Annotated in this window: 27 protein-coding genes; 11 read left to right on the top strand and 16 right to left on the bottom strand. The window is 69.0% G+C overall.

Annotation, left to right across the window (positions count from 1 at the left end):
* Positions 1 to 60: 60 nt before the first annotated feature.
* The 6 genes from D9V41_RS11300 to D9V41_RS11275 form a co-directional block, all read right to left on the bottom strand.
* A complete protein-coding gene (locus D9V41_RS11300; RefSeq protein WP_121794679.1) occupies positions 61 to 927 on the bottom strand; it encodes an ABC transporter permease in 867 nt (288 codons plus the stop codon).
* The gene (locus tag D9V41_RS11295; RefSeq protein WP_121794678.1) at positions 924 to 1,874 is read right to left on the bottom strand and encodes an ABC transporter permease; all 951 of its coding nucleotides are present in this window, start codon (positions 1,872 to 1,874) and stop codon (positions 924 to 926) included. The genes D9V41_RS11300 and D9V41_RS11295 overlap by 4 nt, the downstream gene beginning before the upstream one ends.
* On the bottom strand, positions 1,871 to 2,779 hold the full coding sequence (locus tag D9V41_RS11290; protein WP_121794677.1) for an ABC transporter ATP-binding protein: 909 nt from the start codon (positions 2,777 to 2,779) through the stop codon (positions 1,871 to 1,873). The genes D9V41_RS11295 and D9V41_RS11290 overlap by 4 nt, the downstream gene beginning before the upstream one ends.
* 12 nt (positions 2,780 to 2,791) lie before the next feature.
* On the bottom strand, positions 2,792 to 4,339 hold the full coding sequence (locus D9V41_RS11285; RefSeq protein WP_121794676.1) for an ABC transporter substrate-binding protein: 1,548 nt from the start codon (positions 4,337 to 4,339) through the stop codon (positions 2,792 to 2,794).
* A complete protein-coding gene (locus tag D9V41_RS11280) occupies positions 4,336 to 5,199 on the bottom strand; it encodes an ABC transporter ATP-binding protein (protein ID WP_121794675.1) in 864 nt (287 codons plus the stop codon). The genes D9V41_RS11285 and D9V41_RS11280 overlap by 4 nt, the downstream gene beginning before the upstream one ends.
* Positions 5,200 to 5,363: 164 nt before the next feature.
* Positions 5,364 to 6,323 carry a phosphotriesterase family protein gene (locus D9V41_RS11275; RefSeq protein ID WP_121794806.1) on the bottom strand — a complete coding sequence of 320 codons (960 nt, stop codon included), beginning with the start codon at positions 6,321 to 6,323 and terminating at the stop codon, positions 5,364 to 5,366.
* Between the two features lie 102 nt (positions 6,324 to 6,425).
* Between D9V41_RS11275 and D9V41_RS11270 the strand changes: the two genes are divergently transcribed.
* Positions 6,426 to 7,427 (top strand): NADP-dependent oxidoreductase, encoded by a 1,002-nt coding sequence (locus D9V41_RS11270; RefSeq protein WP_208006839.1) that lies wholly within the window; start codon positions 6,426 to 6,428, stop codon positions 7,425 to 7,427.
* Here D9V41_RS11270 and D9V41_RS11265 read toward each other — a convergent pair.
* From D9V41_RS11265 to D9V41_RS11235, 7 genes are all read right to left on the bottom strand, one after another.
* Positions 7,414 to 8,115 (bottom strand): TetR/AcrR family transcriptional regulator, encoded by a 702-nt coding sequence (locus tag D9V41_RS11265; RefSeq protein ID WP_121794674.1) that lies wholly within the window; start codon positions 8,113 to 8,115, stop codon positions 7,414 to 7,416. The genes D9V41_RS11270 and D9V41_RS11265 overlap by 14 nt on opposite strands.
* A gap of 19 nt (positions 8,116 to 8,134) precedes the next feature.
* On the bottom strand, positions 8,135 to 9,163 hold the full coding sequence (locus D9V41_RS11260) for a phosphotransferase family protein (protein ID WP_121794673.1): 1,029 nt from the start codon (positions 9,161 to 9,163) through the stop codon (positions 8,135 to 8,137).
* Positions 9,160 to 9,909: an SDR family oxidoreductase gene (locus D9V41_RS11255; RefSeq protein ID WP_121794672.1), complete on the bottom strand. Its 750-nt coding sequence runs from the start codon at positions 9,907 to 9,909 to the stop codon at positions 9,160 to 9,162. The genes D9V41_RS11260 and D9V41_RS11255 overlap by 4 nt, the downstream gene beginning before the upstream one ends.
* Positions 9,910 to 9,955: 46 nt before the next feature.
* Positions 9,956 to 10,657: an HAD family hydrolase gene (locus tag D9V41_RS11250; RefSeq protein WP_208006838.1), complete on the bottom strand. Its 702-nt coding sequence runs from the start codon at positions 10,655 to 10,657 to the stop codon at positions 9,956 to 9,958.
* On the bottom strand, positions 10,654 to 11,466 hold the full coding sequence (locus D9V41_RS11245; protein WP_121794671.1) for an SDR family oxidoreductase: 813 nt from the start codon (positions 11,464 to 11,466) through the stop codon (positions 10,654 to 10,656). Before D9V41_RS11245 ends, D9V41_RS11250 begins: the two co-directional genes overlap by 4 nt.
* Complete coding sequence (locus tag D9V41_RS11240) at positions 11,463 to 12,971, bottom strand: long-chain-fatty-acid--CoA ligase (RefSeq protein WP_121794670.1); 1,509 nt, start codon at positions 12,969 to 12,971, stop codon at positions 11,463 to 11,465. Before D9V41_RS11240 ends, D9V41_RS11245 begins: the two co-directional genes overlap by 4 nt.
* A gap of 128 nt (positions 12,972 to 13,099) precedes the next feature.
* Positions 13,100 to 14,071, bottom strand: coding sequence for an NADPH:quinone oxidoreductase family protein (locus D9V41_RS11235; RefSeq protein WP_121794803.1), 972 nt, complete (start codon positions 14,069 to 14,071; stop codon positions 13,100 to 13,102).
* A gap of 148 nt (positions 14,072 to 14,219) precedes the next feature.
* On the opposite strand from D9V41_RS11235, the gene D9V41_RS17835 reads away from it, so the two are divergent.
* Positions 14,220 to 14,360: a hypothetical protein gene (locus tag D9V41_RS17835; protein ID WP_166376011.1), complete on the top strand. Its 141-nt coding sequence runs from the start codon at positions 14,220 to 14,222 to the stop codon at positions 14,358 to 14,360.
* A 42-nt stretch (positions 14,361 to 14,402) separates the two neighbouring features.
* A complete protein-coding gene (locus tag D9V41_RS11230) occupies positions 14,403 to 14,879 on the top strand; it encodes a YbaK/EbsC family protein (RefSeq protein ID WP_121794669.1) in 477 nt (158 codons plus the stop codon).
* A gap of 28 nt (positions 14,880 to 14,907) precedes the next feature.
* Here D9V41_RS11230 and D9V41_RS11225 read toward each other — a convergent pair whose 3' ends face one another.
* Complete coding sequence (locus D9V41_RS11225) at positions 14,908 to 15,810, bottom strand: YihY/virulence factor BrkB family protein (RefSeq protein ID WP_121794668.1); 903 nt, start codon at positions 15,808 to 15,810, stop codon at positions 14,908 to 14,910.
* Between the two features lie 68 nt (positions 15,811 to 15,878).
* Here D9V41_RS11225 and D9V41_RS11220 point away from each other — a divergent pair, with 68 nt between their 5' ends.
* The 8 genes from D9V41_RS11220 (at position 15,879) to msrB (ending at position 22,214) form a co-directional block, all read left to right on the top strand.
* Entirely contained in the window at positions 15,879 to 16,538 is a 660-nt protein-coding gene (locus D9V41_RS11220) for a hypothetical protein (RefSeq protein WP_121794667.1), read from the top strand.
* Between the two features lie 258 nt (positions 16,539 to 16,796).
* Positions 16,797 to 18,482, top strand: a complete 1,686-nt coding sequence (locus tag D9V41_RS11215; protein ID WP_121794666.1) for a nitrite/sulfite reductase — start codon at positions 16,797 to 16,799, stop codon at positions 18,480 to 18,482.
* Positions 18,479 to 18,649 (top strand): hypothetical protein, encoded by a 171-nt coding sequence (locus tag D9V41_RS17830; protein ID WP_166376010.1) that lies wholly within the window; start codon positions 18,479 to 18,481, stop codon positions 18,647 to 18,649. Before D9V41_RS11215 ends, D9V41_RS17830 begins: the two co-directional genes overlap by 4 nt.
* Entirely contained in the window at positions 18,646 to 19,404 is a 759-nt protein-coding gene (locus D9V41_RS11210; RefSeq protein ID WP_121794665.1) for a sirohydrochlorin chelatase, read from the top strand. Before D9V41_RS17830 ends, D9V41_RS11210 begins: the two co-directional genes overlap by 4 nt.
* Positions 19,405 to 19,454: 50 nt before the next feature.
* Positions 19,455 to 20,486 carry an AbrB family transcriptional regulator gene (locus D9V41_RS11205; RefSeq protein WP_121794664.1) on the top strand — a complete coding sequence of 344 codons (1,032 nt, stop codon included), beginning with the start codon at positions 19,455 to 19,457 and terminating at the stop codon, positions 20,484 to 20,486.
* A gap of 92 nt (positions 20,487 to 20,578) precedes the next feature.
* Positions 20,579 to 21,283 (top strand): pyrimidine reductase family protein, encoded by a 705-nt coding sequence (locus D9V41_RS11200; RefSeq protein WP_121794663.1) that lies wholly within the window; start codon positions 20,579 to 20,581, stop codon positions 21,281 to 21,283.
* A gap of 9 nt (positions 21,284 to 21,292) precedes the next feature.
* Positions 21,293 to 21,790 carry a hypothetical protein gene (locus D9V41_RS11195; protein WP_121794662.1) on the top strand — a complete coding sequence of 166 codons (498 nt, stop codon included), beginning with the start codon at positions 21,293 to 21,295 and terminating at the stop codon, positions 21,788 to 21,790.
* Between the two features lies 1 nt (position 21,791).
* On the top strand, positions 21,792 to 22,214 hold the full coding sequence (gene msrB / locus D9V41_RS11190) for a peptide-methionine (R)-S-oxide reductase MsrB (protein ID WP_121794661.1): 423 nt from the start codon (positions 21,792 to 21,794) through the stop codon (positions 22,212 to 22,214).
* Positions 22,215 to 22,261: 47 nt separating this feature from the next.
* On the opposite strand, the gene hemQ is transcribed toward msrB, so the two are convergent.
* Positions 22,262 to 22,960 (bottom strand): hydrogen peroxide-dependent heme synthase, encoded by a 699-nt coding sequence (gene hemQ, locus D9V41_RS11185; RefSeq protein ID WP_121794660.1) that lies wholly within the window; start codon positions 22,958 to 22,960, stop codon positions 22,262 to 22,264.
* The gene (hemG, locus tag D9V41_RS11180; protein ID WP_121794659.1) at positions 22,957 to 24,303 is read right to left on the bottom strand and encodes a protoporphyrinogen oxidase; all 1,347 of its coding nucleotides are present in this window, start codon (positions 24,301 to 24,303) and stop codon (positions 22,957 to 22,959) included. Before hemG ends, hemQ begins: the two co-directional genes overlap by 4 nt.

The following is a 24,303-nucleotide window of genomic DNA, read 5'->3' as shown; positions in this document are numbered from 1 at the left end:
TCCCCGGACCGATCGGTCCGGGGAGCAGTGACGTGCGGGGCGGGCGGTATCGAGGAGCGGTCAGCCCACGTGCAACCACGCCCGGAGCGCGTCGCCGATCCGACTGATCGAGAAGGCGGCGAGCACGATCACGAGACCGGGAACCACCGTGGCGAACGGCGCTTCGGTGAAGAACAGGTACGCGTCGGCCAGGTCCCCACCCCACGAGGGGTGCGGCGGGTTCACGCCCAGGCCGAGGAACCCCAGCGCTGCCTGCACGATCATCGCGATGCTGGCGAGGCTGCAGGCCTGGACCAGGACCGGCGCGAAGGCGTTCGGCAGCACGTGACGGAACGCCGCACGCAGGTTGCTGACGCCGAGGGATCGCGCCACGAGCAGGTAGTCCGCGCGCCGGATCGGGAGGATGTTCGACCTCAACAGCATCGCGATGCTCGGCGAGAAGATGAATCCGAGCGCCACCATGGACATATTGAGCCCGGACCCCACGACTCCCGTGATCGCCACGGCCAACACCAGGCCCGGGATCGACAAGATGGCGTCGGCGAGCCGCATGCTGGCTTCGTCGAACGGCCCACCGAGGTACCCCGCCGCGAGCCCCCAGGGCACGCCGATCACCATGAAGACGGCCACGGCGATGGCCGTTCCCCGAAACGACGCGGTTGCGCCGTACATGAGCCGCGACAGCACGTCGCGTCCCGCCTGATCGGTACCGAGCCAGTGCTCGGCCGAAGGCGACGCGAACGTGTTGCCCGAATTCGTCGTCAACGGATCGAACGGCGCGATCAGCGGTGCCAGCAACCCCACCGCGATGACGAGCGCCACCACCGCGAGGGTGAAGACGACGGTCGGGGTGAGGACCCGGTCGGACCTGGTGCGTTTGCCGACCGGCGCGGTGCGTCCGGTCGTGATCTGCTGGGCGATGGTCACGAGACAGCCTTCCTGCGACGAGGATCGATCGCCGTCAGCACCAGATCCGCGATGAGCGACAGCATCACGACGGCGACGGCGAGCAAGAGGACGATGGCCTGCAAGGCGGCGAAGTCCCGGAAGTGGACGGCGTCCACGATCGAGGCCCCGAGGCCGGGGAGTACGAAGACCACGTCGATGATGACGAGCTCACCGACGAGCGTCGAGGCGAGGAACGGAATGAAGGTGATGACCGGACCGACGGCGTTGCGCAGCGCCAGATCGAAGTGGATTCGGGCCGAACTGACGCCCATGGCACGGGCGGCGCGCACATAGGGACTGTCCAGTGCTGCCACCATCGCACTGCGGACGTGCCGGATGGTGAACGCCGTCGGCGGAACGGCGATGAGCAGGACCGGCATCGTGATGGACTGCAGATGCGCGCTCACGCCGCTGAACCACGGAACGTATCCGTTGACCGGCAGCAACCCGAGCATCGCCCCGAAGATGCCCGCGCACATCGTGGAGATCCAGAAGACCGGCACGGAGACGCCCAGCCCGGACGCGGCGAAGACGAAACGGCCCACGCGGGTCTCGCGTTTGATCGCGGCGAACATGCCGATCGCCATGCCGAGCACGAGCGAGACGACCATGCCGAAGCCGACGATCTCGAGCGTGGACGCCAGCCGTGGCGCGATGACGTCCACCACGGGAAGGCCGGTCGCGTAGGAGATGCCGAAGTCGCCACGCAGCACGCCGCCGATCCAGCTGAGGTACTGCTCCCAGACGGGCCGGTCGAGACCATACCGCTCGTTGATCATCTTGATCGTGTCCGGGTTGTCCGAGCCGCCCAGGAGCGCATCGGCAGGACCACCGGGAATGATCACGCGCAGCATGAAGGACAGCAGCGTGATCAGGAACAAGGTCGGAATGACCACGCGCAGCCGGCGCAGGAACATCCGCATCATGCGACGACCTCCCGGCCCTGGTGATCGACGGGTGCGAACTCCTCGAAGTCCAGCGGGGGCATCTCGATGAACTCGTTGTGGGAGCCGTGAATCCGCGGGATGCTGTTGATGAGCGCCTTGGTGTACGGGTGCTGGGGGCGAGCGATCACGGCCGATGAAGGTCCGGTCTCGATGACCCGGCCGCGATACATGACCACGAGACGATCGGACACCTCGTCGAGCACCCCGATATCGTGCGAGATGAGCATGACGGCCAGCTTTCGTTCGTCGGTGATGCGGCGGATGATGTCCATGACCTCCCGTTGGACGGTCACGTCGAGGGCCGTGGTCGGTTCGTCGGCGAACAGCACGTCGGCACCGCAGACGAGGGCCATCGCGATCATCACCCGCTGGCACATGCCGCCCGAGAGCTCGTGGGGGTAGCTCTCGAGGACTCGGGACACATCGCGCAGCTGGACGTCCTGCAGCGCTTGGACGATCCGGTCCTTGGCCTCGGCCTTGGAGCATGCGACGTTCGCGCGCAGCGCCAGTTCCAACTGCCGCTCGATCTGCACCACCGGATTGAGCGCGGTTACCGTCTCCTGGAAGATCATCGTCATGCCCGATCCGCGCACCTTGGCGCGTTCCGATTCCTTGGCACCGACGAGCTCACGCCCCTTGAACCGGATCGAGCCGCTGACGTCGGCGTTGGTCGGGGCCAGCCCGAGGGCGGCGAGAGCCGTGAGACTCTTGCCGCTCCCGGACTGACCGGCCACTCCCAGAATCTGTCCGGCATGGAGGTCCAGTGAGACGTCGGCGACGGCCTGATGGGGTCCACCGAAATCCACCTGGAGTCCTCGGACCGACAGGATCGGCTCGGCGTCGTGGTGCTCGGACTCGTGCGGGACAGCGCTGGGTTGCGACATGAGCGGTCCTTACTACTCGGCAGGCCGCAGTGCAGCCATGTCGATGTCGAACTCGAGGAGGTTCGGCTCGTGAGGTTGCACTGACGTGTGGTGGGCGAAGGCCTTCGGCTTCGTGAACATGTTGGCCATGTTCGGGTTCTCGGCCGCGGCGACCTGGATCTGATGCGCCAGCTTCACCCGCTGCTCGTGATCGAGCGTCCGCTCGAACTCCGCCAGCAGGTCGAAGTCGACGACCTCGGCGTGGCCGACGTTGTAGATCGACTTGCCGAACTCCGCATTGAAGGTGTCACGCGGCGTCGGTTGGCTCGGCCAGCTCGTGAAGTAGCAGTCCGGAGCCTGCTCGGCCGCCGCGATGTCCCCGCCCTTGTAGAACTTCGCCATGACCTCGGACAGCTCCGAGACCTCCAGGTCGACCCTGATGCCGACGGCATCGAGCTGTTCCAGGATGTACGGCGACGAGGTCTCGTAACCCGAGCCGGTGTACGTCACGCACGACAACTCGACGCCATCGGCGAATCCGGCGTCGGCGAGCAGCTGCTTCGCGCGGTCCGGGTCGTACGACCACAGCGACTGAGTCTCCTCGCTGCTGTACTCGGAGTCGGAGGGGTACATGCTCTGGGTCGGTTCGCCGTAGCCGGCGGTGCCGGCCTCGGCCAGCGCCTCACGGTCCAGCGCGTAGTTGAACGCCTCGCGAACACGCACGTCCTGCATCGCCGGGCTGGCCATGTTGAACTGCACGTGGTAGTGCGCCAGCGACGGATCGACCTCGACCTCGATGTCCTGCGCCTTCGACAGCGAGTCGATGTCCGTCAACGCGGTGCGAGCGGCGACCTGGATCTGGCCCGACTGCAGCGCCTGGTTCATGGAGACCGGGGTCTTGAAGAACTTCAGATCGATCGTCTCGTAGAAGCCCCGGTCCTCGTTCCAGTAGTCGGGGTTCTTCTCGAACACGATCTGGGATCCGGACACATTGGACGCGATGCGGTACGGGCCCGAGCCGATCGGGTTGCCCGAGACGTCGTCGGTTCCCTCGAACGCCGCCGGCGAGACCATGTAGCCGGAGTTGTGGGCGAGTTGCTCGGCCAACCACTTGCTGTCATCGGCCATGACGAGCTTCAGCTCGGTCGGCGAGACCACCTCGACCGACGCCACCGACGTGATGAGTCCGAGCTTGGTCATCTCGAAGTTGCGCTCCAGGTTGGCCTTCACCGCCTCCGCATCGAGCGGCGTCCCGTCGGAGAACGTCACGCCCTCGCGAAGAGTGAGATGGAAGGCGGTGCCGTCCTCGGAGTAGCCCCATTCGGTCGCGAGCCCTTCCGTGACCTGACCGGTCGAGGGGTCGGTCTCGAGCAGCCGGTCGTAGATCAGCCGCAGGAACGTCATATCGTGTCCGCCGGTGACGTGGACCGGATCGAGGCTGCTGGGCATCAGCAACGACCCGACCGTCAGCTTCGAGGCGTCTCTGCCCTCACTGGAGCCCCCGCCGGATCCGCAGGCGGCGAGCGCCGCCACGAGTGCAGCCGTCGCAATCCAGCGCGCTGCGTCAAAGATGTTCTTCACGAGACTTCCTCTTTCGTTGCCGTCGATCGGGGATCGGTTTCCTGCGCGGTCACGGTGGTCCTCTCCAGTCGTGGGATCGCATTCAAGAGCTTCTGCGTGTAGGGGTGCTGGGGGCGGTCGATGACCTCACGCACCGGACCGCACTCCACGACCGCTCCGTTCTGCATGACGACGACCCGGTCCACCAACTGGCTCACGACCGCGAGGTCGTGAGAGATGAAGATGATGGCGATGTTCTCCTCGCGGCGAATGCGCACCAGGAGGTTGAGGATCTTCGCCCGGACGGAGACGTCGAGCGCGGAGACCGACTCGTCGCAGACCAGGACGGACGGATTCGCGGCGAGAGCGCGCGCAATCGCGACTCGCTGCTTCTGCCCGCCGGACAACTCGCGGGGTTTGCGGTCCGCGAGCGCCGTGTCGAGCCCGACCTTTTCCAGGTAGCCCACGCTCTGATCGAGGTGCTCCCGGGTGATGCGGCCGCCGCGCGCGATCGCTTCCGCGATGATGCGCGCCACGCTCATTCTCGGGTTCACCGCCGTCGAGGAGTCCTGGAAGATCATCTGGATTCCCGGGCGGCCGGACGTCGAGGCGCCGGGCCAGGACTCGGTGGTGTCGCCATCGAACACGAGCCGACCGCCCGCTGCCCTCGTGAATCCGGCGACGACCATCCCGACGCTGGATTTGCCGCTTCCGGACTCCCCGACGATCCCGACGATCTCCGACGGAGCGACCTCGAAGCTGACCCCGTCCACGGCGCGCAGGACACCGCCGCGCGCCAAGTGATACTCGATGACCAGGTCGTCGACGGACAGAACCGGTGCGACGCTGGGCGACCCGCCGCGGTCGATGGTCTCTTCCATGCATCCTCCAAGGTCGGCTCTGTGTAGGCTAGATCACATTGAATGTGACTTCAAGTTTATTTTCAGCCTTTCTCAATGCGCGAACGCGGGCGAGCACCGGCGCCCGACCACGCGTGAGGGGCCCCGGCCGTCGGCCGGGGCCCCTCACGTACTCGACTCGATGCTTACTCCACGTAGCGACGCGGGTTCGTCACCAGCATGGTGTCGATGTCGTCCTCACTGAGGCCCTTCTCCAGCAGCATCGGGAGGACGTCGTCGGGGATGTGACGGAAGTTCCAGTTCGGCTGCTTCTCGAACCGCTCCTCGGGCGTGAAGTAGTCGATGTAGCAGGACGCGTCGTGCGCCAGCGTGAGCCGGTCGAGGTAGCCGCGCCGGACCAGTTCCACGATCGTGTCGACGCGTTGCTCGGTCGGCAGGTACACGTCGAGACCGAAGCGGTCCATGCCGAGCAACGACCCGTTGTCGGCCAGCTCCATGAGATACCCGATGTCGTCGGAGTCCCCCGAATGACCGAGCACCACCTTGGTGAGATCCACTCCCTCCTCGGCGAGCACCTTCTGCGCCACCAGGCCGGACCGGGTGTGCGGATTGGTGTGCACCGTGATCGGCGCGCCGGTCTCCGCGCTGGCCTGACCGACGGCCCGCATGACTCGCTCGACGCCGGGCGTGAGCCCCGGCTCCTCGATGACGCATTTGAGGAACGCCGCACGCACCCCCGTGTCGGCGATTCCTTCGCGGATGTCCTTCACGAACATCTCGACGAGCGGCTCGGGCTGATCGAACAGGAGTCCGGGACCTCGATGCTCGAACTGGTGAGGAAGGTCGTTGTACGTGTACAAGCCGGTCGCCACGACGATGTTGAGCTCGGTCTGCGCCGCCACCTTCTGGATGCGCGGGATGTAGCGCCCCAATCCGAGCACGGTCGGGTCGAAGATCGTGTCGATCCCTGCGGACTTCAGGTCGTTGAGGTCGCGGACGGCATCCGCGACCGTCTGCTCCTCGTCCCAGTCGGCGTCGTAGTTCAGCCGGTACTCCTCCCCCAGGACGAACACATGCTCGTGAACCAAGGTCCTGCCCAGCTCACCGCTGTCGATGGGCCCCTTGACGGTCTCGACGGTCGCCATCAGCACTCCTTCACCTCGTTCGCTGTGGTCTGCATCACAGCGCGTGACCACACCCTACCCCTACGCTTGAATCCGAATTCAAGTCAAGAGAACGGAAGAACCGTGACGACGACGACGCGCATCACCCTCGCCCAGCGCCCCACCGGCCTGCCCGACGACAGCACCTGGGCGGTCGAGAAGGTCGAGCTGCCCGGTCCCGCTGAGGGTCAGGTCCTGGTCAAGGTCGACCACATCTCGCTCGATCCGGCCATGCGCGGCTGGCTCAACGACGTGCGCTCGTACCTCCCTCCGGTGCAGATCGGCGACGTCATGCGCGCCACGGTGACGGGCACGGTGGTCGAATCGCGCCACCGGGACTTCGCGGTCGGCGATGCCGTCTCGGGCACGCTCGGCGCAACGGAGTACGCGCTCAGCGACGGCGACGACCTCCAGAAGATCGACACCTCGGTCGCGGCGCCGGCCACCTGGCTCGGCGCGCTCGGCATGCCCGGCCTCACCGCGTACCACGGGCTGCACGAGGTCGGAGAGATGACGGCCGGGGACACCGTCGTGATCTCCGCGGCGGCCGGCGCCGTCGGAAGCGTCGCCGGACAGCTGGCCAAGGCGAAGGGCTGCACCGTCATCGGCATCGCCGGCGGGCCCGACAAGTGCGCCTGGCTCACCGAGATCGGTTTCGACGCCGTCATCGACTACAAGAGCGAGAACGTCCTCAAGCGCCTGCGTCAGACGGCACCGGACGGCATCGACATCTACTTCGACAACGTGGGTGGCGACATCCTCGACGCCGCGCTGGCGAACCTGCGCCGCGGAGCGCGGGTCGTCATCTGCGGCGCGATCTCGACCTACAACGACGAGACGCTGGCACCCGGCCCCCGGCGGTACATGTCGCTGCTGGTCTTCCGTGCTCGCATGCAGGGGTTCCTCGTCTTCGACTACCCCGACAAGGACGCCGCCGCCATCGCCGACATGTCCGCGCTCATCGGCTCTGGTGCGCTCGTGGCCCGCGAGACGGTGGTGGAGGGCGGGGTCGAGGACTTCGGGCGGACGCTGCTGGACCTCTTCGAAGGCCGCAACACCGGCAAGTTGGTGCTCAAGATCGCGTGAGTGCGCGTTTGGAGCCGTCGGCCGGCACGCCGAGCGCGTTGAGCCAGATCTTGGTCGCCGTGCTGACGATGGCGTCGACGTCCCAGCCCTCCTCCTCCAGAGCGAAGGCGTGGTAGGCCATGCGACCCAGCATCGTCGACAGTGCCCGCGCCGTCATGAAGGGCTCGAGATCGGGATCGGCGTACCCCTCGGACTGCAGCCGCTCGATCCAACGGGCGTTGCGCTGGGCGAACGCCATACTCCGGGCGAGTCGCAGCCGGCGGAACTCCGGGTCGATCGTGGCGACCTGCTCGAGGAGCAGCATGAGCTTGGCGTTGCGCTGGTACGCGTCCACGTAGGCGCGATTGCTGGCCTCGAGGACGGCCGGGACGTTGCGGGCGTCCTGGTCGGCATGCTGCACCCCCGGGTGCAGCATGTCGTCCTGCGCGGCCTGCATGACGGCCGTGAACACCTCCTCCTTGCTGTCGAAGTAGGTGTAGAAGGTACCGATCGAGCACGCCGCTTCCTGCGTGATGTCGGTCAGCCGGGAGTTGATGAAGCCGTCGCGCTCGAAGACCCGCCGGGCCGCGGCGACCAGCGACTGCCGGGTGCGCACCCCGCGCGCCGTCGTGGGCAGCTCCCGCACCCGGGAGACGTCTACGAGGCTGGGGATCTCCCGGCCGGAGTCCTGCGCCGACGCATCGCTCATCGGGGGCCCCTCGCCCTCATCACCGGGTCATCCCATGGGCGGCGGCGATGTCCCACGCATGGTCGATCACCGCCTGAATCCGCTGCGGCGTGGGAGCTCCTCCTTCGGCGGTGTTCTCCGGGTTGTCGAGGGTGCGCCGGTAGACACCCTCGCTGATGATCGCGATCTTCCAGACCCCGAGCACGTGCCAGAAGGCGAGCGTGTCGCCATCGCGACCGGACGTGGCGAGGTACTCGTCGGCCAGTTCGGTACGCGTGGGAAAGCCCGGAAGCGTGGATGCCTCGAACAGCCCGCTGGCGCTCTCGCCGGCCTCGGGCCAGTAGGCCAGCGTGCTGCCGATGTCGGCGAGCGGGTCGCCCAGCGTGGACAGCTCCCAGTCCAGCACCGCGCGCAGCGAGCCGGTGGAACCGTCGGCGATGACGTTGCGGATGTGGAAGTCGCCGTGCACGAGCGAGAGATCACCCGGCGGGGGGACATGGGCCTGCAGCAGCGCCGTCAGGGCGTCGAGGTCGGGACGATCGGTCGTGCGGCTCGCCTCGAACTGGCGGGACCAGCGCCTGAGCTGGCGTTCCGCGTACGGCGAACGCGAGGCCAGGTCACCCAGGCCCACGGCGTCGACGTCCACCGCGTGGATGTGCGCCAGGGTCCGCGCCAGGTTCAGGCCCAGCTCGCGCCTCACGTCCGGGTCGAGGGATTCGGCGATGTCCATCCGGTCGAGGACGATCCCGTCCACATGCTCCATCACGACCACCGGCACGTCCGCGACCGCGGCGTCCTCACACACCCCGACGAGCGACGGCACCGGCACCTCGGTGTCCTGCAGAGCAGCCAGGATCCGATGCTCGCGCACCACGTCGTGCGCGGAGGCCAGCAGCTCGCCGAGCGGCGGGCGCCGGGCGATCCAGGAGCGCTTGCGCTCGTCGCTGAGCCGATACGTCAGGTTGGACTGTCCACGACCGACCCGGGTCGCCGTGAGGTCACCGGCGACCTCGATGCCCTCGACCCGCATCCAGGCGGCGAGGGCGGGCAGGTCCAGCGCCACGCTCATCGTCCCGACCCCCAGCGCTGGCCGCCGTCGATCACGAGGGTCTCCCCCGTGATCCAGCTCGCGGTCGCGCCCGCGAGGAAGGCCACCGCCGAACCGATGTCCTCCGGTTCGCCGATGCGCCCCAACGGCGTGTCGGCGGCCACGGCCGCCTCGTGCTCCTTCCACAGCTCCTCGGCCAGGCGGGTCCGGACGACTCCGGGAGCGACGGCGTTGACCCGGATCTTCGGTCCGAGTTCCTGGGCCTGGTGGCGCGTCAGATGCGTGAGCGCCGCCTTCGAGGCGTGATACACCGCCAGGTTCGGGCCGACCGCGAACGCGCCGAGCGACGAGGTATGGACGACCGAGCCGCCGTGCTCGCCCATCCACATCTGCGTGGCCAGCTGAGTCCACAGCGTCGGGCCCCACAGGTTGACGTCCAGGGTCTTGGCGAAGCGCGAGTGCTCCTGCTGCACCAGGGATCCGAAGGCCGGATTCGTCCCGGCGTTGTTCACCAGGACGTCGATACTGCCGAAGGCGTCGAGCGTGCGCTCCAGGCACTCGCGCGCCGCCTCCTCGTCGGTCACATGTGCCCCGATTCCGAGGGCGCGCTTCCCGACCTGCGTCGCTGCTGCGGCCGCATCCTCCTCGCGGCGCGCCGTGAGCACGACGTGCGCTCCCTCGTCGTGCAGGGCCTGCGCGATCGCGAGGCCGATGCCGCGCGACGCTCCGGTGACCACCGCGGTCCGACCTGTCAATCCCAGATCCATGACGTCTCCCTGTCCGTTGCGTACCGACGCGTGTCCATTCCGAACCTCATCGAGCCTCCTCGAGGGCGTCCCCCGCGTGCTGCGGCGCATCCGGAAGCAGCTCGCGCGCGTCCACTTCGAGCAGCACCGACAGCGCGGCCGCCGTCGTGGCCGCATCCGTGTGCACGATGCCGCGCATGCCGAGGCGCTCAGCCGCGGTGATGTTCTGCGCGAGGTCGTCGATCATGACCGCCTCGTCCACCCGCACACCCAGACGCTCGCAGGCGATCTCGTACAGGCGCCGCGACGGCTTCCGGACGCCCTCCATACCGGAGATGGCCTGAGCATTGAAGAGCTCGTCCAGGTCGTACCCGGCGTAGCAGTCCCGACCGAGTGAGTTGGACACCAGCCCCACCGCGAAGCCGAGGCGGCGCACCGCGGTGAGGAGCGCGATCATCTCGTCGTCGGGCCGCAGGTGACTTTGCATGCGACCGATCAGGCCGTCGGTCTCGACGTCGACGCCGGCGGCCCGCAGACACTGAGCGAAGCCGGCCTCGAACGCGTCATGGTCCAGCCGACCTTCCTCGTGCTCGACGAGCAGGTGCTTGGCCTCGGCGTCGCCGCTCAGCAGCCGCAGCACGAGGCGGCGATCGCCGCTGACGCTCTCGCTGAAGTCGGAGAACCCGTTCAGCACGCTCGTGGTGAGGACGCCGCCGAAGTCGAACAGCACGGCTCTCGGCGCGCTGCGCGGCGCGACCGGGGCGGTCACGACAGTGTCTCCTGGTAGCGGCGCATGCCACGGAGCCACCGGTCGTAGTCCGAGGCCTTGCGTCGGAAGAACTCGAGAACGTCGGGGTGCGGCAGGATCAGGAACTCGTCGGTGGCCAGCGACTGCACCACGATGTCGGCGACGTCGATCGGGTCGAGCACGAGGCCCGCCTCTGTCACGGCCCTGGCTCCCTGACGCGCGGTGTCGCTGACGGACTCGGCGCCGCTGTTGAGCATGGCCGTGTTGACGCCCATCGGGCACAGGCAGCTGACACCGATTCCCCGCGCCCCGTACGTGACGGAGAGCCATTCGGCGAAGGCCACGGCGGCGTGCTTCGTGGTCGAGTAGGTGGCCGAGCCGATCTGGGTGAGCAGTCCGGCCGCCGACGCCGTGGACAGGAAGTGGCCGCTCCCTCGTTCGAGCCACCCGGGCACCAGCAGTTCCGCGGCGCGGACGTGGGCCATGAGGTTGACGTCGATCGACGTCTGCCAGTCGGCCGGGGTGGCGTCGAGTCCGTCACCGAGCCCGACACCGGCGTTCGCGGCATAGAGGTCGACCGGGGCATCGAAGGTCGACTCGGCCAGCGCGATGCTTGCGCGGATGTGCTCGACCGACGAGCAGTCGCCCGCGAGCGCGACGATCGAGCCCGGATGGTCCTCCGCGATCCGGCTAACCTCGTCCTCGAGCCGATCGGCGTTCAGGTCGGTGGCCACGACCCGCGCGCCGTTCTCGACGAACCTGCGGCACAGGGCCGCGCCGATCCCACCTCCGGCACCGGTGACGATCCCGACGCTGTCGTGGAGTTTCATGCTGGTCTGCCTCCCGTGGCAATCGAGCGAAGCGCATCGCGATCGATGGCGCGTTTGAGGATCTTCCCTGTCGCGCCCTTGGGCAGCGCGTCGACGAAGGCGAACACATGGGGCACCTTGTAGGCCGAGAGCCGCTCCTTGGCCCAGGCGCGGATGGTCTCCGGCGTGGCGGTGGCACCCTCGGAGAGGACCGCGACGGCCGCGACCTCCTCGCCGTAGTGCGGGTCCGGAATTCCGACGACCGCGACTTCGACGATCTCGGGGTGCTCGTACAGGACCTCCTCCACCTCGCGGGGGTAGACGTTGTACCCGCCGCGGATGATGAGGTCCTTCACGCGATCGACGATCGAGAGGTAGCCGTCCTCGTCCAGCGAACCGATGTCGCCGGTCCTGAGCCATCCGTCGCGCAGGTCCGCGGCGGTGGCATCAGGGCGATTCCAGTACCCTTTCATGACGGTGGGACCGGCGATGAAGACCTCCCCCGGCTCCCCGGGTCCGAGCGTGTTCCCTTCGCTATCGCGGATCTCGATGCGCGTCCCGGGCAGCGGTGGACCGACCGTGCCGGCCTTCTGCGGGCGGTTGAGGTCGTTGAACGTCGCCGCCCCGGTCGACTCGGTGAGCCCGTACCCCTCGAGGATCGTGCACGCGAAGCGCTCATTGAACGCCCGGATCACCTCGACCGGCAGCGACGCACCCCCGGACGTCGCCATCCGCAACGCGGAGAAGTCCTCCGGCGTGTAGTCGCCCTCGACGTGGAGCATCGCGTTCCACATGGTCGGCACTCCCGCCAGGCTGGTGAGCCGGTCGGCGACCATCACCTCGAGCATCCGCGCAGGGTCGAAGGGATGCACCAGGGAGAAGGATGCGCCCGTGGCCAATGTCGTGTTCATGCACACGGCCTGGCCGTAGACGTGGAACAGCGGCAGCCCGGTACCGAAGCGGTCGTCCTTGCTGAGGTTGAGGACCGGCTCGAACGAGGAGACGGTATCGACGAGATTGGCCGCGGTGAGCTCGGCGCCCTTCGGACGTCCCGTCGTGCCCGAGGTGTAGAGGATGAGCGCGGTGTCGTCCGACTCGTGCTGGTGAACGTCGCGCAGGGGCTCGGCGTCGAACGCGAAGCCCGGTTCGACCCGCCAGCAGGGCAGCCCGCGCTCCTTCGCAGCGGCCACCGCGCTCGCCGCGCAGTCGTGCCAGGCGATGACGAGCGCGACTCCCGCGTCATCGAGCACGTAGCCGATCTCCGCCGGCGTGGCCATCGTGTTCATCGTGATGACGGTGGCGCCGGCCGCGTGGAGCCCGTAGTAGATCTCGGGGAACTCCGGGATCGAGGGCGCGATGAACAGCACGCGGTCGAGTGGCCGCACCCCTGCCCCGCGCACGGCGCCGGCGACCCGTTCGTTGGCTTGTCGCAGTTCGCGGTACGTGATGGTCCGCGGCGAGCGAATGGCGACGCGTCCTGGTTCCACGTCGGCGTGCGCCCAGACGTCGGCGGCGATGTTGACCATGCAGGCGGCTTCCTCGTGCGTGAACTACGTCACGCCACCTTAAATGAAACCGTGCTCAAGTTCAACAACGATGCCGGCGAAGCCGCCCGCCGCGGCGACCGGACGTCCGTGCAGAGGCGCGACGAGGCTCAGAACTCCAGGACGAGCTTGCCCGTCGCCTGCGCGCGGTCGAGGGTCAGTAGCGCCTCGGCAGCGTGTTCCAGCGCGAAGGTCTGACCCACCACCGGCGCGAGGGCGCCTGACGCGAGGTGTTCCTCCATGGCCTCCCATTGACTCTTGATCAGCCCCGGGCGCTTCATCGCGTACGCCCCCCACCCGACGCCCACCGCGGAGACGTTGTTGAGCAGCAGGCGGTTCGCGGCGATCGTGGGGATCTCCCCCGCGGTGAAGCCGATGACCAGGATGCGGCCGTCATCGACCAGGCACCGCAGCGAGTCGGTGAAGCGATCGCCGCCGGGCGGGTTGCCGACCGGGTCGACGACGATGTCGACTCCGCCGGAGGCCTTGACCGCGTCCTTGAAGCCCTCCGAGAGCACGTATTCGTCCGCGCCCGCTTCGAGCGCGATCTCACCCTTCTCCTTCGTGGACGTCACCGCGATGACGTGCCCGGCCCCGAACGCCTTGGCGACCTGAATCGCGGCGGTGCCCACGCCGCCGGACGCACCGTGGACCAGGACGCGCTCACCGCGCTGCATCGCGCCACGCGTGATGAGCCCGAAGTAGGCGGTGCCGTAGTTGAACATGAAGGACGCACCCTCGGCGAACGAGACCGAGTCCGGCAGCGGGAAGGTCAGCAAGGCGTCGGCGACGACCTGCTCGGCGAAGCCGCCCAACATGGGCAACGCGGCCACCCGGTCGCCCCGCGCGAAGCCCGAGTTCTCCGGAGCCTCGATGACGACGCCGGCCGCCTCGGCCCCCGGGACGAAGGGCAACGGCGGCTGGATCTGGTACTTGCCGCGGCTCTGCAGCAGTTCGGGGAAGGCGACGCCGGCCGCCTTGACCTCGATGAGGACCTGGTCCTCGCCACGGGCCGGCGCTGGGATGTCGACGAGTTCGATGGCTTCGGGACCGTCGAGGGATGTGATCTGGATCGCTCGCATGCCCCGAGCGTAGCCGATGTCTAAGCGCTTGCTTAGCTTCACTGCTGTTTCCTTCCGCCGGTCACCCTTCGTCGGAGCCATTCGGCAGCCTCAGCGAGTTTGAGCTCGCCCCCGTCCGGGAACGTCATGATCGAACGAGGAGGCCACCATGACCACCACACCATTCGGTCCCGATACCGATCCGATCGATCCCACCGCACCGGTCGACCCCGAGCCCGAACCCGACCTGGATCCCGACGAGCCGCCGGACGTGCCGGTGGAACCGAGCCGCACGGCGACCGCACCCTGAACGAATCGCGGGGATCGCGCCGCGGCCTCCTACCATCGATCCATGTCCTTGGAGACCGCCCGCGCCCACCTGGAAGCCTTCAGCCGCGGCGACGACGTCGTCGTGACGGCCGAGTCCAGCGCGACCGTGGAACTGGCCGCTGCCGCTCTCGGGGTCGATCCCGAACGCATCGCCAAGACGCTGAGTTTCCGTGCCGCCGAGCCCAACGCGGCGATCCTCGTCGTCCTGGCCGGCGACGCACGGCTCGACAACGCGGCCTTCAAGCGCACTTTCGCCGTCAAAGCCTCGATGCTCAAGGGCGACGACGTCGAGCGGCTCACCGGTCATGCGCCCGGCGGAGTGTGCCCGTTCGCCAATCCGCCGGGCGCTGCGGTCTATCTCGACACCTCGCTCCGGCGATTCGCGAGCGTGTTCCCAGCGTGCGGCAGCGCCAACTCCGCGATCGAGGTGACGTGCGACGAGCTCGAGAAGCTGGCCGGCACGACCGATTGGGTGACCGTCTCGAAGCTGCCGGAATGATCTGGCGACCGATGACGGCCCGAACCGGTCAGACCGTCGAGGGGTCGACCGGCTCGTCGAGGTCGCGGGCCAGCAGGATGCCGTCGGCGGAGGCATTGAGCGCTGCGCCGATGAGCACCGAGATCGACAGCACGTAGAGCCACAGCAGCAGCGCGATGGGGGCCGCGAGCGGACCGAAGATGGACATGCCCCCGGAGGTGAAGTCGAGTGCCCAGCGCACGAGCCAGCTCCCCACGATCCACAGCAGTACGGTGAACACCGCGCCCGGAAACGCCACACGCCAGGGCTTCCGGGCGGGGACGGACAGGTGGTAGAGCGTCGCGAGGAACCCCGTCGACAGCACCAGGACGCCGGGCCAGTAGAACGCGCTCAACCACTCGAGGTCGTCGGGGATCCACTGCGCGATGACGACCGGTCCGATCAGCACGAGCGGCACCAGGACGATGCCGATGAGCAGCGCGACGACGTAGAGGCTGAAGGACAGGACGCGGGTGCGGACGATCCCGCGCTCGCCACCGAGCCCGTACATGATGGAGATCGTGTCGATGAAGACGTTGAGCGCGCGCGAGCCGGACCACAGCGCCAGCACGAACCCGATCGAGATGACGTCGATCCGCCCGCCGCGCAGCACTTCGTCGACGGTCGGCACGATGATCGCGTCCACCGTCGCATCATTGAGCGCCTGCGAGCTGAAGTCGATGATGCGCTGGCGGAACAGGTCCAGCTGCGCGACGTCGTAGTGGCTCGCGATGTACCCGATGGACCCGGCGAGTCCGAAGATCAACGGTGGCAGCGACAAGATCGCGAAGAACGCGGCCTCGGCGGCCAGCCCGGTCACCCGGTAGCGCAGACAGGCGCCGAAGGTGCGCGCGACCACACGCTTGAGGTCGTCCACCACACCGCGGTGGCCGACCGAGTCGCTGGTCGCCATGGCCTCACGGTAGCTGCCGCGCGCGTGGCGTGTTCCACCTCACGTGCGCGCACCGTACGGTGACCCCCATGGAACCCTCGTACCGCGTCCCATCGCTGGCGCGCCGGCTCGTGACGGCCGCGACGATGTCGCTCCTGTTGACGCTCACCACCGTCGTGGGCCTCTATGCCGCGAACGCGACGCTGACCGTCGCCGCCGTGGCTCTCCTGACGGTCACGCTGGGCTGGTTCGCCCGGCTGTCGAGTGGCGAGCAGCAGTCCGGGCTGGGTGCCGTGAACGGCACGTGGGCTCTCGCCTTGGCCGTGGTGGGCCGGCATCGCTTCGGCGAGCTTCTCCCCCTCCTCGCCACCCAAATCCTCACCGCCCTGGTGGCGGGGCTGGGCCTGCGCGCGGTGGGCGATCGTCTCGGGGAGCCGCAGCTGTTCGCCGATCCGCAGTGGGTGAGCGTGACGCTCGTCTCACTGCTGGCCGCAGTGGTGGGCACCTGGGCCGTCCTCGGCGTGGACGGCGACGGACCGGACGCCCTGCTGGCGGCTCCCGTCGTGCTCGCCGGCGCGGGCCCCACCGTCGTCCTGGTCGGCGCCGCGAATCCGGCCGTGTTCGTGGGCGTCGCCGCCGCGGGCCTGGTGCCCTGGGGGCCGGCCGCCGCCGGGGCCGGGCTCGCCCTCGTCGGCGCCATGGCCGGCGCCTATGCGGTCGCCCTCATCACCCCCGCGGCGACGACCTGATCTCACTATTCGGTCAGGGGTCTCACTCTTCGAGATGAACGTTTGTGCTGGCCCCGTCGCCTCAGCAGACTGTGGGACATGCTCACCGCACAGACCGTCTGGCTCGTGGAACGACTCCACGTGGACCTCGGTCGTGCGCGTTCGATGATGTGTCGCTGATCCAGCGACCCCTCCCTGCTTCCCGCAAACCGGTCGCGCGGCACTCCCCCGCGTCGAGGTTCATCGTGCCGTGCGCTCCCCTCTGTCCGAGAGAGACCCATGGCATCTGCACCCGGCACCGGCACTCCCACCCGCCGTCCCCGCCGCACCCGCGGTGAGGGGCAGTGGGCCCTCGGCTACCGCGAACCGCTCAACGCCAACGAGCAGTCCAAGAAGGACGACAACCCGCTCAACGTCCGGGCCCGCATCGAGAACATCTACGCGCATCGCGGGTTCGACTCGATCGACCCGGGCGATCTTCGCGGCCGCTTCCGGTGGTGGGGCCTCTACACCCAGCGCAAGCCCGGGATCGACGGCGGAAAGACCGCCACGCTCGAGCCCGAAGAGCTCGACGACCGCTACTTCATGCTGCGGGTGCGCATCGACGGCGGTCAGTTGACCGTGGAGCAACTGCGCACGATCGCCGACCTCTCCACTCGCTACGCCCGCGACACCGCCGACCTCACCGACCGCCAGAACATCCAGTTCCACTGGATCGACGTGCGCGACGTCCCCGCCATCTGGGAACGGCTCGAGTCGGTCGGGCTCTCGACTCAGGAGGCCTGCGGTGACTGCCCGCGGGTCATCCTCGGCAGCCCGGTCGCCGGCGTGTCCGCCGACGAGATCATCGACGCGACCCCGGCCATCGAGGCGATCGAGAGTCGCTACATCGGCGACAAGGCGTTCTCGAACCTGCCGCGCAAGTTCAAGAGCGCGGTCAGCGGTCACCCCGGCCACGACGTCGTGCCGCAGATCAACGACGTCGCCTTCATCGGCGCCGTCCACCCCGAGCACGGGCCGGGCTTCGACGTCTGGGTCGGCGGCGGCCTGTCGACCAACCCCATGCTCGCCCAGCGGCTCGGCGCCTGGGTGCCGCTCGACGAGGTGCCGCAGGTTTGGGAGGGGGTCACGAGCATCTTCCGCGACTACGGCTACCGGCGCCTGCGCTCGCGCGCACGACTGAAGTTCCTCGTCGCCGACTGGGGCATCGAGAAGTTCCGCGAGGTCCTCGAGACCGAGTATCTCCACCGCTCGCTCGTCGACCTCGACGCGCCCGAGGTGCCCGAGACCCCCGTCGACCACGTGGGCGTGCACCGGCAGGTCGACGGCCGCTTCTTCGTAGGTGCGGCCCCGAGCGTGGGACGCGTGTCGGGCACGCTGTTGCGTCAGGTCGCCGACGTGGCCGAGGCACACGGCTCCACCCGCCTGGCGACCACGCCGATGCAGAAGCTCCTCGTGCTCGACGTGGAGGAGGACCGGGTCGAGTCGCTCGTCGCCGCACTGGCCGAGCTCGGCCTGCAGGCCCGGCCCTCGCAGTGGCGCCGCAACACGATGGCCTGCACCGGCATCGAGTACTGCAAGCTGGCGATCGTCGAGACCAAACAGCGCGCGGCGGACCTGGTGAACGAGTTGGAGAGCCGGGTTCCCGAGCTCGACTCCCCCATCACCGTCAACGTCAACGGCTGCCCCAACTCCTGCGCCCGCATCCAGACCGCCGACATCGGCCTCAAGGGCCAGCTCGTCGTCGACGACGAGGGCAACCAGGTCGAGGGCTTCCAGGTCCATCTCGGCGGCGCGCTCGGCCTCGATGCCGGGTTCGGGCGGAAGCTGCGAGCTCACAAGGTCAGCGCCGAGCACCTGCCCGACTACGTGGAGAAGCTGTCGCGCACCTACCTCGCCCATCGCGATCCGGGCGAGCCGTTCGCCCGCTGGGTCGCCCGCGCCGACGAGGAGTTGCTGCGATGACCGGCCGGGCCATGCCGTACCACTGCCCCTACTGCGCGGACGAGGACCTGCGTCCGCACGGCGAACGCCACGGCGCCTGGGAGTGTCGCAGCTGCCTTCGCGCCTTCAGCCTGTCGTTCATCGGCCAACTCAATCCCGCACATATCCCCGGAAGGAGGGAAGCATGACCGCACCAGCACTCGTTGCTCTTGCGCACGGCAGCCGCGATCCCCGCTCTGCCGCCACCATCAATGCCCTGACGGAGCTCGTCGCGTGCATGCGACCCGACCTGCGGGTCGAGACCGCGTTCCTCGACCTCTCCGAGCCCGGCTTCGACGAGGTCGTCGATCGGCTCGTCGCCGAGGGCTACTCCGAGATCGTCGTCGTTCCGCTGTTGCTGACCGAGGCGTACCACGCGAAGGTCGACGTGCCCCAGGCCGCGGAGCGGGCGTCGGGCCGGCACGAGGGTCTGCGCATCCACGTCACGAAGGTCCTCGGCATCGAGTCGGCGTTCTTCAACGTTCTCGACCGGCGACTGCGTGAGGCCCTCAAGGTGAACCGGGTCCGCGAGCTCGACGCGCTCGTGCTCGCCGGCGCCGGATCGTCCGACCCGCTCGCCAACGCGATGATCTCGCGCGCGGCACGCGCGTGGGGTTCGCATCACCGGCTCCCCACCATCGCGGCCTTCGCCTCGAGTGTCCCGCCCGCGGCCGGTGAAGCCGTGCGCGCCCACCGCGCGGACGGCCGGCGGCACATCGCCGTCGGCATGCTGTTCCTCGCGCCCGGCGTCCTGCCGGACCGGGTCAAGGAACTCGCCCTCGAGGCGGGAGCGGTGGCGGTCGCGGAGCCGCTCGGTGCCGAGCAGGAGATCGCTCAGGTGATCCTCGCCCGCTACGCCGTCGGCGCGGTGGAACTGGTGCCGTTGGAGGCGATGTTCGCCTGAGGCCGCGGGCGGCACCACGCCGAATGCCTCCCGCGGGCTAGGTTCGACGGGTGAGAGGAGTCGGACGGATCGCGGCACTGGCCGTGCTGGTCATCGCGTTCGTCGGACTCTTCGACCTCGTCGGCCTCACCTCGGGCGTCCTGCTCGGGGCCCTCATCGGAGCACTGGTCTTCACCTTGGTTCTCCGGCAGGCGCTGCCGCTGCCCGAACCGCTGTACGTCCTCGGCCAGGCCATCTTGGGTGCCTCGATCGGAGCCTCGGTCGATCTGGAGACCATCACCGCGCTGGGCGCCGACTGGTCGTGGGTGCTCCTCGTCAGCGTCGCCACGATCGCCGTCAGCGTCGCGCTCGGTCTGATGCTCTGCCTGCGTGGCGAGATCTCGCGCGAGACCGCGGTCTTCGCCTCGGTCGCCGGAGGAGCGGCAGGCCTCTCGGCGATGTCGCGAGACCTGGGGGCCGACGACCGCGTCGTCACGGTCCTGCAGTATCTGCGGATCGTGGTGATCGTCGCCTCGCTCCCCCTCGTGGTCGAGTTCGCCTTCCGCGCACCGGACTCCGGGGGTATCGCGAGGGCGAGCGCCGGCGAGATCGTTCCTGCGCTGGCGTTCACCACGGTGAGCATCGCCTTGGGCGTCGTCGGCGGCCGGCTCGTGCGCCTTCCGGCAGGACCGGTCCTCGGTCCGCTGGTCGCCGCTGCCGCCGTCCATCCGCTCTTCGGAGCGGTCGGTGTCCCGTCCCTGGTGGAGCAGAGCGGATACCTGCTCATCGGTCTCGCCGTCGGTCTCCGGTTCACCCGCGGCGCGGTGCGGACGATCAGCCGGCTCCTCCCCCTCGCGGTGGCCAACGTCGTCGTGGTCATCGTCGTCTGTGCCGTGATGGGGGCGGGTCTGGCCCACGTCACGGGCGAGAGCGCGCTCGACGGGTACCTCGCGACGACACCAGGGGGGTTCTCGGCCGTTCTCGCGATCGCGTCCACCACCGGCGGAAATCTCACCTTCGTGACCGCGTCCCAGCTCGTGCGGTTGCTCCTCATCCTCGCGCTTGCTCCGGCGTTCGGCGCCTGGCTCCGCCGCCGTGCCTGAGGCGCCGAGTTCACCGACGGCCGAGCCCGCTTCGCCGGCGGCACGGTGGCAGCCCTCGTACGATGCGGGACCGGAGTCCTTAGGCTGGCGGCATGCTCGACATCGCCGATCTGGAACGCCGCTTCAGTTATCCCGACGACGTGGGGCGCGCCTGGGTCCGCACCGCCTTCGTGTCCTCGATCGACGGCTCGGCGACCGACCGCCAGGGGCGCTCGGGAGACCTCGGCGGTGAACCCGACGAACAGCTGTTCGCGCTCCTGCGATCCTTGAGCGACGTCATCCTCGTGGCGGCGGGCACCGTCCGTGCCGAGCGGTACGCGCCGGTGAAACCCGAGGAGGTCGACTCCCAGCTGCGTGAGCGCCTGGGCCTCAGCCCGGTCCCGCCGATCGCCGTCATCAGCGCCAGCCTCGACATCCCCGACGCCCTCGTGGCTCCCGGCCAACTGCTCTACACCTGCTCCACCTCGCCGTCCGAACGGCGCGACGAGCTCGCGGAGACGATGGACGTCGTCGTCGCCGGCGAACGGCAGGTCGACTGCCGCGCCGTGGTCGACGATCTGGCCGCCCGCGGACTGCGTCGCGTGAGTTGTGAAGGGGGGCCCACGTTGCACGGGGAGCTGATCGCGCAGGACCTCGTCGACGAGGTGTGCCTGACGATCGGCCCGATCCTCACTGCGGGACCAGGGCCGCGCATCGCGCACGGCGACGCAGTGACCGAGCGGACCATGCGGCTCGCCGAGCTGATCGAGGCCGACGGCGTGTTGCTGACCCGCTGGATGCGTGACCGTTCGGCCTAGGATTGAGTCATGTACAACGTCGTCCTGCTCATCGAACGTCAGCTCATCGAGCTCGACGCCAACCAGATCGTCGCGCTGCACGAGGGCGTCGATGACGACCTGACGTACCACCTTCTCCTGCCGGTGGAGAGCTCGGCGGCGATGCTCAGCTCCTCGATGAGCGCGTTGGGCGGCGGGCAGTTCATGCCGATCAGCGAACCCGACACTCTCGCCGTCGTCGAGCAGGAGATCCACGACGCCGGCGAGGCCGAGCTCGAGACGAGCGCACGGTTGCTGCGCGACCGCGGGCAGCAGGTCACGGCCAAGCTCGTCGAAGGCGACCCGATCGATGCGCTCGAACGGCTCGTCGACGAGGTCGGCGCCGACGAGGTCATCATCTTGACCGAGCCGCACCTGGTGCGCGAGTTCCTCAAGCTCGACTGGACGTCGCGAGCGCGTCGCGCCCTCGACGTCCCGACACTGCACCTGCTGGAGCACCTTCCCTTCGAAGCACAGACGGAGATCTGATTTGTCCTCCCCCACCGAGAAGAACTACAACGTCGCGAAGACCGACGAGCAGTGGCGCGAGGAACTGAGCGCCGCCGAGTACCACGTGTTGCGCCAAGCCGGCACCGAGCGGCCGTTCAGCAGCCCGTACGAGACCGATCCGACGGTCGGTGTCTACTCGTGCCGCGCGTGCGGTGCCGAGTTGTTCCGCAGTGAGACCAAGTTCGACGCCCACTGCGGCTGGCCCTCGTTCTACGCCCCGCTGGCCGAGGATCGGGTCGAGTACATCGAGGACCGCTCGATGGGCATGGTGCGGACCGAGGTGCGGTGCGCGAACTGCGGCTCTCATCTGGGCCACGTCTTCGGCGGCGAGGGCTTCGACACCCCCACCGACCAGCGCTACTGCATCAACGGCATCGCGCTGAATCTGCAACCCGAGCAGTAAGGCCGCCGCGGAGCGGCGCCTCAGCACCGCTGCGCAGCGGCGTCGGCTCAGGCCCAGAGCGCGACCAGCTCGCCCATCCCGAGCGCCCGGCCGGTGTAGAACGGCAGTTCCTCGCGCACGTGTCGGCGGGCCTCGGTCGCCCGCAGCTCACGCATGAGATCGACGATGCGGTGCAGCTCGTCGGCTTCGAACGACAGCAGCCACTCGTAGTCGCCGAGCGCGAACGCGGCGATGGTGTTGGCGCGCACGTCGACGAAGTCGCGAGCGGCGTGGCCGTGGTCGCGCAGCATCGTGGACCGCTCCTCAGCCGGCAACAGGTACCAGTCGTAGGACCGCACGAAGGGGTACACGCACAGGTAGCGCCGGGGGGCCTCGCCGGCCATGAACGCCGGGACGTGGGTGCGGTTGAACTCTGCCGGGCGGTGCAGGCCCATGCTCGACCAGACCGGCTCGAGGTGGCCGCCCAGCGCGGTCCTGCGGAACGCGTGGAACGCGTCCTGGAGCGCGTCGGCGGTCGGCGCGTGCCACCAGATCAGCAGATCGGCGTCGGCCCGCAGGGCGCTGACGTCGTAGGTGCCACGCACGACCACGTCGTCGCCGGCCAGCTTCGCGAACAGCGCCTCGACCTCGTCCACCAGCGGAGCGCGGTCCTGGTCGCCCAACGGCGTCCGCAGCCGGAACACCGAGTACATCGCGTAGCGGATCGTGGCGTTGATCTGATCGGGGTTCACGTCGCTGTTCGTCATGACTCCATTGTCTCCTGTCCGAGAATTCGTTCCGCTGCGGCATGAGCCGTCGCGATGACGGCCGGGATGCCGACCCCGTGGTAGGCAGCGCCGCACAGGGCGAGTCCCGAGATCGGGTCGACGTCCGCCTCGATCGCGTCGACGGCGTCGAGATGACCGACGTCGTACTGGGGAAGACCACCGCCCCAGCGCTGCACGCGGCGTGCGACGACCTGTCCGACCTCGCCCACCGGCTCGACGGCGCGGCGCAGGTCGGCCAGCGCGGTGGCGACGAGTTCGTCGTCGGGCCGCTGCAGCGCCGTCGTGTCGCCGGCCCGGCCCAGTGAGGTCCGGACCACCGCGGCGTCTCCCGCGGACTCGGCCAGCCACGCCCACTTGTTCGTCGCGAAGGTCGCCGCCTTGATCGCCGCAACGTCGATCGGCGGGACGAGGAACCCCGAGCCGGACGGCAGGTCGGCCCCCTCGAGCACGAAGGTCACGAGCGCCATCGACGCGTAGTCGATCCCGGCCAGCGTGAACGCCGCTCGCGGGGCGGTCTCGGCGAGCAGACGCGAGGCCGCCGGCGCAGGAACCGCGAGCACGACCGCGTCGAACCGCTCGCGGCGGGCCTGTGTCGTCGGACCGACCACGAGGGTCCAGCCGCCGCCGTCGCGACTCATCGCCCGCACCGTACTGTTCAGGCGCACCTCGAGCCGCTCGGCCAAGGCGAGCGGCAACGTGCCGACGCCACCGGAGAGCCCGGCGAGCAACGGACCGGGCAGCGCGCGACCCGAGGCGCGGCGCTGCACCGCGGCCGCGACCGGGTCGGGCCCGAGCGCGGCGATCATCGGCGCTGCGGCGCGGAGCGAGAGCCGGTCGGCGTGCCCGGCGTACACGCCACCCAGCAGTGGCTCGACCAGCCGGTCGACGACGTCCCGTCCGACTCGCTCCGCGACGAACGCGCCGACCGAGACGTCCTCCTCGGGCACCGGAACGCTGCGGGGGTCGACCGGCGCGCTCAGTACCCCGGAGGCGGTCAACGCCTCGAGGTCGGCGGGAACCCCCATGACCGTCGGCGGCATGGGCCGGAGGGCGCCCCGCGTCCACAGCGTGGCGGGCGACGGCTCGGGGTGAACGAGCCGATCACCGAGGTCCAGCTCCGCCACCAGATCGAGAGCTTCGGGCCGGCGAGCGAGCATCGATTCGGCGCCGAGGTCGACGGTGATCCCCCCGACCTCGCCGACGAGCAGCTTGCCGCCGACCCGATCGGCACCCTCGAACACGACGACGTCGGCTCCGGCCTCCTGCAGGTCGTAGGCGCAGGTCAGCCCCGCGATCCCGCCGCCGACCACCGCGACGCGCAC

It is taken from the genome of Aeromicrobium phragmitis (assembly GCF_003674095.1).
Lineage (GTDB): Bacteria > Actinomycetota > Actinomycetes > Propionibacteriales > Nocardioidaceae > Aeromicrobium > Aeromicrobium phragmitis.
The sequence above is the reverse complement of the archived record's forward strand: the minus strand, read 5'-3'. Positions and strand labels throughout refer to the sequence as shown.